Origin of the sequence: Psychromonas sp. MB-3u-54, assembly GCF_002836415.1 — a bacterium.
GTDB lineage: Bacteria > Pseudomonadota > Gammaproteobacteria > Enterobacterales > Psychromonadaceae > Psychromonas.
This window is the reverse complement of sequence record NZ_PJBP01000149.1, coordinates 1-10,289: the sequence shown is the minus strand read 5'-3', so window position 1 is coordinate 10,289 and position 10,289 is coordinate 1. Positions and strand designations below refer to the sequence as shown.

The window sequence follows — 10,289 nt, the reverse complement described above, 5'->3', positions numbered from 1 at the left end:
TAGCTGGTTATAAGTCACCTAGCGTATTGACCATTTCTGCACTAACTTGCTCGATAAATAACAGACGCTTGTCATCATCTAAATCTGCGCCTTTTTCATTCAGTGATGACCAGTCAGGGTGGTTGCGCGATTTGCGTAACCATTTAGACCAGTTTTTTGGTAATTCATTTTTTTGCTTATCCTGGCTCACCTGATAATCAATTTTATCAACACTCGCATGCCCTCGACGCTGCAGCAGTGTTAACAGCTTGATCTGCCTTAACCACAATACCTGCAGCGTCGTCTCGTTTAAGCAGATATAGCGGCAACCTTTGATTTTAGCCTCTATCTCATCATAATAGCGTTGCTTAACGCCCCATAACGCACCTGCGATTCCGCCAGTAAAGGCAGCAACACCTAAGGTCATACCGGCAGTGACTAAATCAACCGCAACGCCCACTCCTGCGCCTTTCGCTATATTACCCGTTAGCTTGATACCAAACTCCTGCAGGTTATCCGCTGAAAAAAGATCCAACTGCCAGCCATCCTGTTCAACGGGTAATTCGCTGTTTTCGACATCTCCTTTACGAAATTGATAGAGCGCTAACAAACGGCGAACACATTTACTTTCAGCATGGCGCACCGCTTGTTTGAGATTGAGCGTCGCCTGTCCTATCTGTTGCTCTGTATTGACCGCCTTGTAGCGCACACAGGCAGATTCAACAAACAGGTTCGCGACAATCACACTGGCCGCATTAAAACGTTCAGACCATTGAGCACGGCGCTGATTGATAAACGCCTGCAGCAGCTCTTCTTTATCCGCCAGCAAGGTTTGCATTTTCTGGTAAATTTTAATTTCATCGGAGAATTTAAAGTGAACATTATCGAAACTGACACAAGCATGAAAGTTTAAACGTGCCAGTTGCTTTTTCCACTGTTCAAGATTTGCAGCGCCAGCCTCTGTAAAATTAAGTACCGGAATAACGGGTTTTGCCGCATAGCTTAGAATCTGTAATTCATCGCGATATTTACCTAAAATGGGCTCGCGTAAATCAATCACATAAAAAATAAGATCGTTACTTAACAAGCTGCGCAGTACTTTCGCCTCCTGCTCAAGTTCAGGATATTCGGACTGACGCGCAAGAAAGTGCTGCAGACGCTCAACCCCATCGACCGACTGCTTGGTAAAATAACCACTTAAAATATGATGCAGGCGCATCGAGTCTTCAAGTCCAGGTGTATCAAACAGGGCGAGGCTATTAGTGTCATCCATTAATAGGGCACCGCCTTCAACATGCCGAGTAGTGCCAGCTTGATCAGCCACTTCACCAAATTCCGGATCACGTAATAAGGTCCGCATTAAGGATGTTTTTCCGGCATTCGCATGGCCCACTACCGCAACCGATAAACCTTTTTTATTCATCTGCCCCCCGAGTTTTGAACTGAATAATATTCTCTAACGGGATATCAGCCTGTGTCGCCAGCTGATACCAATCACTGCGCCGCTTGCTTATATGGGATGATTCCATCAGGCCTTCATCTATCAGTAATAAATAAAAGGATGTTGAGCTTAAACTGGTTAATGATTTAATAAAGGCCAACAAACCCCTATCCGGCAGGTGCGCCAGAGTGACGTATAACACCACCGCTTTTTGCCCGATGGTTTTAAGCTCATTTAATAACTGCTGCTGAGCTTGAAAATCACAGACATTTTTTAATAGCGCAAACTGCTCGGGAGAAAATTGCTTAACGTGTTTCAGGCATTCAATAAATTGTCTTTCTGATAACTCCACCGCCACAGGATAAAAACAGGACGGCAGTTCATGACATGGCGTTTCCAAGCGCGGAGAATGAGTCGCTTTAATTTTAGCGAGATCAGGATCTTTAATGCCCAGAGAGGTGACATTGGATTTTAGCTGTTGCCGTAATTGTACGTAATAAGGTCGACTTAAGGTTAACTGGAATTGCTGTTTTTTTCTAATCAGTAAAAAGCGCATCAATAACAATAAGAGAAAGCGCGGTAATATACCGTAAATCAGCAAGCTGCTAATTAATAGACTGGACCAAACCAGACGACTGTTTTGCGCCTCGGCAAGTACATTCACCGCCCCTAGATGGCTTTGCTGTATCTGCTCAGGGTTCGGCACTGTCACTCCCAATAGATTGGGAATATAAGCGAGCACTTCGGTTAACCACTGAAAGCTTTGCTGGGACAAGATACTGGTCTCCCAGATAAAGTCGACCTGATGGGTCGCCAGCATAATAACCAGCATAATAGTTGCACCGAAAAAATAACTTAACCACAACAGATGGGTGACATAGGATAACTGATAACGTCCTACATCAGCGGATAAAATAATTTTAAAATAACATTTAAATAGCGGCCAAAAATGAGGATGCTGTGTTGCTTGCGGATTAAAACGTTTTTCAACGGTTTTGAATAAAAACAAACTAAAATGAGCCAGCCAGCCTCCGCTTAATAGATTTTTTTGTAAAAACAGGAATAACCATAAACACAAGGCGAGCAGGTTAGGAATAAAGAACAGGCCGAACGCCCAAAAAAAGTTGACCTGCGTACCCTGCTCACTAAAAAGTTGCCCTACGCTGCTTGCGCCCAGCACTAATAAAAGCACAGATAACAAAGCAAACAGGTTGTTAGTTAGAAGCTTAAAATGGGTAAAGAGCGCGGAGATTTGCAGCTCCGGATCCAGCTGTTTGGCACGTTCCAGCAGCAGCAGCTCAAAGCTGGTCTCTGCCTTGTTTAATCCGGGCGTGGGTAAAGCGGGGTAATCACCTTCAGCAGCGCGTACACCTTCGGCTAATAAACGTTGCTGAAATAGACTCAATGAAACTTCTCCTAACCTTATTTATTTTTCAGACTCTTTGTCGTTGAACGAACCGCCAGCCACCAGTCATCGGAAGCCTGAATTTGTCCCTCGGCATCCAGAGGGGGATAAGGAAGATTTCTCTCTTTGCACAATTGACTAAAAATAGGATGTCCACCTTCAAATAAAATGCGATGCGCTTCCTCCTCGGGTAAACGGCATTCCCCATTATACATACCGGCTAGTTCACGCTGGCGTTGCGCTTCATACAATATAAGCGCAGAGGCAACCGATACATTTAATGACTGGCACATCCCCACCATAGGAATAACGACTTCCTGATCTGCCAGTGCCAGTGCTTCCTGACTGATGCCATACTTTTCCTGACCCATTAAAATTGCCGTGGGTTTGGTATAGTCAACCTCGCGAAAGTCAATTGCACTGTCCGAGAGGTTAGTTGCAATAATCTGCATACCCTGGGCACGTAATGCTTTTACCGCATCCTTCAGGGTCTCATGTGAATGCACATTGACCCAATTCTGACTGCCCGTTGCCGTATGCCCTGAAAGTCGTTCTGCTGTGTCTTCCCAAGTGGCATGCACATCACTCACACCAATAGCGTCCGCAGTACGCACAATAGCCGCTAGGTTATGCGGTTTATGCACTTGCTCTAAAAATACGGTCAGATCCGGTTGGCGATAATTTAGCATGTTCGTAATACGGGCAAGACGTTCGGGTGACATAATCGTTCTCAAAAATAGGGTTATATTCAGAAGGCTATTATACATGATATTAACAGTCAAACAGCGCATCTTAGATAAATTAAGCCTTTAAAGTATATAAGCCCTCGGGTAAATCCAATGTTGGTGAATAAATATATTGAGTGAATTTTTGATAAAAAAAAGGAGCCGAGGCTCCTTTTTAAATTTAGAAAATTAAAGACTCATTAGCCATCATCAGAAACCGTAATTGAATACGTTGAAGTTAAGCCTTTAGGTGAAGTCACTGTTATTTCAGTAATGCCAACTGTCTTTTTATTTGCGGTGGCTTCTCTTGTTAAGAAAACAGTAAAAGAGAATGGCCCGTAACTATTACTATCAGCAACGTCCCATGCAACTTTCCCGGATAATTCACCATTATCTGTTGCGACACTAATTGTGCTGCCTGTTGGCGGATGGTTATTATTAATATCAGCAACATAAACCTGCAGTGACACACTTGATACACCAGTTGCTGTGGTTAAATCAGCATGGTTTGCATCAATCCCATTATTTTGGATACGCATGTATTGGTTTCCAGATGCCATAATCAAACTTATATTATCACTGACATTGACCAGTTCACGCTCACAAAAAACTGATGCTGCATTATTTTCTGAACATAACATACCGTTAAAGAGTTTGTTACCAAATGAATAACCATCTTGATTAAGATCAATGCTTTCCTCTTTATCAGCACCAACAACAGTTGGGTCATCTTCTAAGTATTTGGGAACATCAGAATTATCATCACACGTTTTATAAGTTTTAAATAGACCATCTTCATTATTATCATAAAAAACTTCAGGCAGATCGGTGAAAGTATCTCCCGTGTATTTATTATCACCACTCGTATCGTCAAAGGTATCACGCACTGTATATTGACCATTACCGTCTATATCAGTAAACGTTTCTCCATAATCATATTTGCTATCGTTATTTGTATCATCAAAAACTTCAGCTGTAGAGGTATAAATACCATCACCATTTAAATCAGTAAAAGATTCTTTTGTAGTATATAAACCATCGCCATTTGAATCAGTAAACTCTTCTTTCGTAGTATATAAACCATCGCCATTACTATCCGTAAAATCCTCAGCTGTAGCGGTATAAATACCATCCTTATTCGAATCAGTAAAAGATTCAGGCATATCATGATGGCCATTAGCATTTGTATCTGTAAACGATTCGGCATAGGTATAGCTGCCGTTTCTATCTGAATCAGTATACGGTTCAGCTAAGGTAAAATGCCCATCGTTATTGCTGTCTTGATAAGCATCACCAGGGCTATATCCACCATCTTTATTTGCATCAGTATAGGTTTCAGCAATATCGTATGTATTACTTCCATTAGTATCAGTATATGGTTCGCCAGCATCATATTTTCCATTACCAGCGTCTATGTAAGCCTCTGCAATATCATATGAACCATTGTCATTTGTATCTGTATAGGTTTCAGCACTATCATATGAACCATTCTTATCTGTGTCCGTATAGGGCTCAGCAATATCATATGAACCATTGTCATTTGTATCTGTATAGGTTTCAGCACTATCATATGAACCATTGCCAATATCTGTATAGGGCTCTGCTGGAGTGAATTTTTTATCATCATTCGTATCGGTATATGACTCCGGAGATGTGTATTGCCCATCGTTATTACTGTCGGTAAATGTCTCTTCTGCAGTGTACTTATCATTACCATCACTATCGACATAATCTTCAGCAACACCATCAAAGACCTTATTATCGTTACTATCAACGTAAGGCTCAAGCATAGTATATTCACCATCGCCATTACTATCTTCATAAGCCTCAGCAGCAGTATAAGTATTATTTCCATCCGTATCAGTAAACAGTTCCGCCTTGCTATAAACACCATCGCCATTGATATCATCAAATGGCTCTGCTGGTGAATAAGATCCGTCACCATCAATATCTTTAAATTTTTCTTTTACAGTATAAAACCCGTTAAAATCACTATCAATAAATACTTCGGCTTTGGTAAATTCGCCATCACTATTACTATCAACAAAAGGTTCGTTAAATGTGTATGTACCATCGCAGTTATCATCGGTAAATGACTCACCAGGTGTAAATTCACCATCGCTATTTCTGTCTACAAAACTTTCTTCACCCGTTGTGTAAGCCGTAATAGTTACCCGACCTCCATAGGGCTGTCCCATACCATAGGCCGTTATACAAGGAGCAAAATCGTAAAACTTTGAATCAGCACAGCCATATAAAAGACCTTGATTATTAAGTTTATTACCGGTGGGTCGTTCACCACCAGAAACCCAGTTAACCGAACAACTGTTTCCCTCAGTAAGACATGAACCGACCGTACCATTAGCCTGGTCATTAATTGCTCCAGCTTCCGTATGGAAAAACACAGTCGTACCGTCTGGTACTGCATTATTGTAGTGATCAGCTAGCTGAACTGTTACACCAACTTTGACTCCATCATACTCAAACGCTTCCGGAGAAAAATTTTCGGTAGAGACTGAAAAACTATTTTGATCTGGCAAACCGGTAGATACACTTAGCTCAGAAGATAAACTTGAGATTAATAGGGCAGAATTGACTAACTTAACTTTAACCTTAACAGTACCAGGAACCTTACCCGAGCTGACGACCGTATAAACCTCTCCGTCTGTATTAGTTGTTGCAAATTTCGGATTAATTGTCGTCCCGAGTGGACCTCTTCCCAGTTCGAATTGCACATCTTGCAGCGCACTTGCTTTGCCATTTTGATCAACAACTTGAAATAATACTTTTGCTGTTTCTTGGCGATCAGCACCACCCGTTCCTTTAATCGCAATATTCTGTGGCGAAGCATTCAAAAAGCGAATGCTATCAGCCGGAGAACTAGCAACTGTCACTGTTGTACTTGCAGAGAGACTATTTATTTGTGCACTGGCCGTAATTAAATCATCACCTACGCAACCGATAGGTTGATAAGTTGATTGGGCGACACCATTTATAGACGTGACAGTTTCATCCAAGTTAGCAGTGCCATCAGCCGCACAATAAGAGGTGAAGGTAACTTCCACAGGTGAATTGTAAGAAACGGCATCTACTGTCAACTTAACCGTGATCAAAGCCGTTGAGTTTTGAGCTAATACAGTTCCTGCAGTATCATTTTCAATGGACATTTCTAAATTAGATGCACCGATCTCAAAATTAAGTGTGCCTGATGTTTCTTGCTCTACGGCATCCGTTGTTATCGTAATACGGCCGCCACCAATAACACTATTATCCGTTAAATTAAAGATAGCCAGACCGTTTTCATCGGTTAATGCAGTCCCTACATTCAAGGCACCAATAGTCGTCGTTGCCGTTACTATTTCATTCGCAATCCCCTCATCACCTTGTGTTAGAGATACCGCGACGACTCCGAGTTTAACCGAAGAGATAGTCGAGGTTTCGCTACAATCAGTGAGCGCAGTATAGCCAATTGGGCAAGTTAACAGGCGAACAGAGATAGCCATCGAGCTATTCGCTGTTGTATCTTTAGCAGCGGGGTCAGTAGTTACATCCAACCCCTCCCCACAGGCAGAGAGAATAAATGCAAGAAATGCCACTGAAAATATTTTATGCCATTGCATAGTAAATTCCTTTTCATAAAAAATCCTGAATGATTTTTCCAGTATAAAGCAATTTTTTCTCACACGGCACTTTATTACTCGTTTTCTGATACAGTTCAACAATAATGTCCACATACCGTTAAGATTTTCACCAGGAAGGTTTTTATCATGAATTTTAGGGACCTAGAGTACTTAATCGCACTTGAAGAATTAAAACATTTTCGTAAAGCGGCTGAAAAATGCTTTGTAAGTCAACCGACACTGAGCGGTCAAATACGCAAACTAGAAGATGAACTGGGTATACAATTAATGGAACGCTCTCCCCGCAAAGTCCTTTTTACTCCGGCAGGATTGGATATTGTCGCTAAAGCTAAAACCATTTTATTAGAAGTGAAATCATTAAAAGAGATAGCTAAAAGTTACAACGAACCGATGCAGGGCACTTTACATATTGGGCTTATTCCAACCGTAGCCCCTTATCTGTTACCTTTAATTATTGCGGAAATAAAGACGCACTTCCCTGACTTATCATTGTATCTACATGAAAAGCAAACCAATGTATTATTAAAACAGCTTGAGGAAGGGGAACTCGATTGTCTGATTTTGGCACTGTTACCCGGCATGGAATCCTTTGCTGAATATAGCCTTTATCAAGAGCCACTGGAACTGGCTATCGCAGATGTGCATCCATGGGCAAAGCAACCGGAAATAGAGCTTAACCGGCTTAGTGGTGAGCATGTTTTAATGCTGGAAGATGGACATTGTTTAAGAGATCAGACTAAGGGATTTTGTTTTGCAGCAGGCGCCGTAGAAGATGGCAGTTTTCAAGCGACCAGTTTAGAGACACTGCGTCATATGATCAGTGCTGAAAACGGCATGACCTTATTACCACAATTAGCTATTCCAATCACTCGGCACCAGGAAGGGATCCAGTACATTCCTTTCAAAAATCCACAGCCCACCCGAGAAATAGGTTTATTGTGCCGCAAAAATAGTGTCCGCAAGATCTGTTTTGAAAAATTAGCACAACTAATCAGCACAACGGTACAGACTAAATTAAAGGAATATGGGTGACAGCATAAGGGCTGGAAGGCCAGAAAGCTGGAAGCTGGAAGCTGGAAGCTGGAAAGCTGGAAAGCTGGAAAGCTGGAAAGCTGGAAAGCTGGAAAGCTAAAAGCCTTATAGCCTTATAGCCTTATAGCCTTATAGCCTTATAGCCTTATAGCCTTATAGCTTTCTTTCAGACACAAAAAAGCCGAACAATTGTTCGGCTTTTTTAATGTCGCTTTAAACTAAGATTTACTCTTCGTCTTCAGCAACTACTGGGCGGTCTACCAAAGTGATGTAAGCCATAGGAGCTTTGTCACCGGTACGGAAACCACATTTAATGATGCTAGTGTAACCGCCTGGACGTGTCGCGTAACGCGGGCCCAATTCATTAAATAATTTTGCAACTGTTGCATCATCACGAAGACGAGCAAATGCTAAACGACGATTAGCAACGCTATCGGTTTTAGCAAGTGTAATTAATGGTTCAATTACACGGCGCAATTCTTTTGCTTTAGGCACAGTCGTTTTAATAACTTCGTGCGTAGCAATAGAGATTGCCATATTACGAAACATAGCCTGACGGTGGCTGCTGTTTCGGTTAAGTTGACGTCCACTTTGACGATGGCGCATAACCTAATCCTTATTGTTCATGATTCGGATGACTGATTAATCTTCGCTGAGACTTGCTGGTGGCCAGTTTTCTAGGCGCATACCCAGAGAAAGTCCACGTGATGCAAGCACATCTTTGATTTCAGTAAGTGACTTCTTACCTAAATTAGGCGTTTTAAGAAGTTCGACTTCTGTTCTTTGTACCAGGTCACCGATATAGTGAATCGTTTCTGCTTTCAAACAGTTAGCAGAACGAACAGTTAATTCTAAATCATCTACTGGACGTAAGAGAATAGGATCAAACTCAGGTTTTTCTTCCTTCGCTACTGGCTCACTGACTTTACGTAAATCAACGAATGCGTCTAATTGTTCAGCCAAAATAGTGGCTGCACGACGAATCGCTTCTTCCGGATCAAGTGTCCCATCTGTTTCCATATCGATGACAAGTTTGTCTAAATCGGTGCGCTGTTCAACACGAGCAGATTCAACACTGTAAGCGATACGCTCAACAGGGCTGAAAGTCGCGTCTACTAATAGACGACCAATTGGACGCTCATCTTCTTCAGTATGAATACGTGATGAAGCTGGAACATAACCGCGACCTGATTCAATTTTAATACGCATGCTGATTTCAGCATTGCCCGTTAAATGACAGATCACATGTTCTGGGTTGACTATCTCTACATCACTACCATGAGTGATGTCACCTGCAGTTACAGGACCGGCCCCAGATTTAGTTAGGCTGACTAGAACATTGTCTTTACCTTCAAGTTTAACCGCTAGACCTTTAAGGTTAAGAAGAATCTCAAGGATATCTTCCTGTACGCCCTCTTTAGTGCTGTACTCATGTTGTACACCATCAATTTCGACTTCTGTTACCGCTGTGCCGGGCATAGAGGATAACAGGATACGACGCAGCGCATTACCTAAAGTATGACCAAAACCGCGTTCTAACGGTCCTAAAGTCACTTTTGCTCTAGTTGCATTTATTTGTTCGATACCAACTAAATTTGGTTTTAGAAATTCAATTACAGAACCCTGCATTTGTGCCCTCTCTTATCGGTTAACTTTACTTAGAGTAAAGTTCGATGATTAACTGTTCGTTAATCTCAGCAGATAAATCTGAACGTTCAGGTTGACGTGTAAATATGCCTTCCATCTTCGTTGCATCAACAGAAACCCAAGTTGGGATTTCACGTTGACCGGCGATTTCAAGTGCTGCACCAATACGTGACTGCTTTTTAGCCTTTTCACGAATTACGATAACATCACTTGCTTTAACGTTAAAAGAAGGAATATTTACAACTTTACCGTTTACTAGAATAGCTTTATGGCTTACTAGTTGACGAGACTCAGCGCGTGTTGCACCAAAACCCATACGGTAAACAACATTGTCTAAACGACCTTCAAGTAATTGAAGCAGGTTTTCACCTGTGTTGCCTTGTAAACGTGCCGATTCTTTGTAGTAGTTACGGAATTGC

The 10,289-nt window shown here is 41.8% G+C and carries 8 protein-coding genes; 1 reads left to right on the top strand and 7 read right to left on the bottom strand.

The annotated features are described in order from the left end of the window. Nucleotides 1–7: 7 nt before the first annotated feature. The 4 genes from CXF72_RS11310 to CXF72_RS11295 all read right to left on the bottom strand — a co-directional run bounded on the left by CXF72_RS11310 (nucleotide 8) and on the right by CXF72_RS11295 (nucleotide 7,170). A complete protein-coding gene (locus CXF72_RS11310; RefSeq protein ID WP_101039126.1) occupies nucleotides 8–1,402 on the bottom strand; it encodes a GTPase/DUF3482 domain-containing protein in 1,395 nt (464 codons plus the stop codon). Further along, nucleotides 1,395–2,825 (bottom strand): DUF2868 domain-containing protein, encoded by a 1,431-nt coding sequence (locus CXF72_RS11305; RefSeq protein WP_101039125.1) that lies wholly within the window; start codon nucleotides 2,823–2,825, stop codon nucleotides 1,395–1,397. Before CXF72_RS11305 ends, CXF72_RS11310 begins: the two co-directional genes overlap by 8 nt. Nucleotides 2,826–2,842: 17 nt before the next feature. Then, nucleotides 2,843–3,547 (bottom strand): tRNA (guanosine(18)-2'-O)-methyltransferase TrmH, encoded by a 705-nt coding sequence (gene trmH / locus CXF72_RS11300; protein ID WP_101039124.1) that lies wholly within the window; start codon nucleotides 3,545–3,547, stop codon nucleotides 2,843–2,845. Nucleotides 3,548–3,750: 203 nt separating this feature from the next. Next, nucleotides 3,751–7,170, bottom strand: a complete 3,420-nt coding sequence (locus CXF72_RS11295; RefSeq protein WP_101039123.1) for a hypothetical protein — start codon at nucleotides 7,168–7,170, stop codon at nucleotides 3,751–3,753. A gap of 147 nt (nucleotides 7,171–7,317) precedes the next feature. Here CXF72_RS11295 and oxyR point away from each other — a divergent pair, with 147 nt between their 5' ends. Beyond that, on the top strand, nucleotides 7,318–8,223 hold the full coding sequence (gene oxyR / locus CXF72_RS11290; RefSeq protein WP_101039122.1) for a DNA-binding transcriptional regulator OxyR: 906 nt from the start codon (nucleotides 7,318–7,320) through the stop codon (nucleotides 8,221–8,223). Between the two features lie 225 nt (nucleotides 8,224–8,448). Here oxyR and rplQ read toward each other — a convergent pair whose 3' ends face one another. The 3 genes from rplQ to rpsD all read right to left on the bottom strand — a co-directional run. Next, complete coding sequence (gene rplQ / locus CXF72_RS11285) at nucleotides 8,449–8,829, bottom strand: 50S ribosomal protein L17 (protein WP_101039121.1); 381 nt, start codon at nucleotides 8,827–8,829, stop codon at nucleotides 8,449–8,451. A gap of 36 nt (nucleotides 8,830–8,865) precedes the next feature. Continuing rightward, entirely contained in the window at nucleotides 8,866–9,852 is a 987-nt protein-coding gene (locus CXF72_RS11280) for a DNA-directed RNA polymerase subunit alpha (protein WP_011771733.1), read from the bottom strand. A 25-nt stretch (nucleotides 9,853–9,877) separates the two neighbouring features. Further along, nucleotides 9,878–10,289, bottom strand: a 412-nt coding sequence (gene rpsD, locus CXF72_RS11275) for a 30S ribosomal protein S4 (RefSeq protein ID WP_101039120.1), incomplete at its 5' end; no start/stop codon positions are given.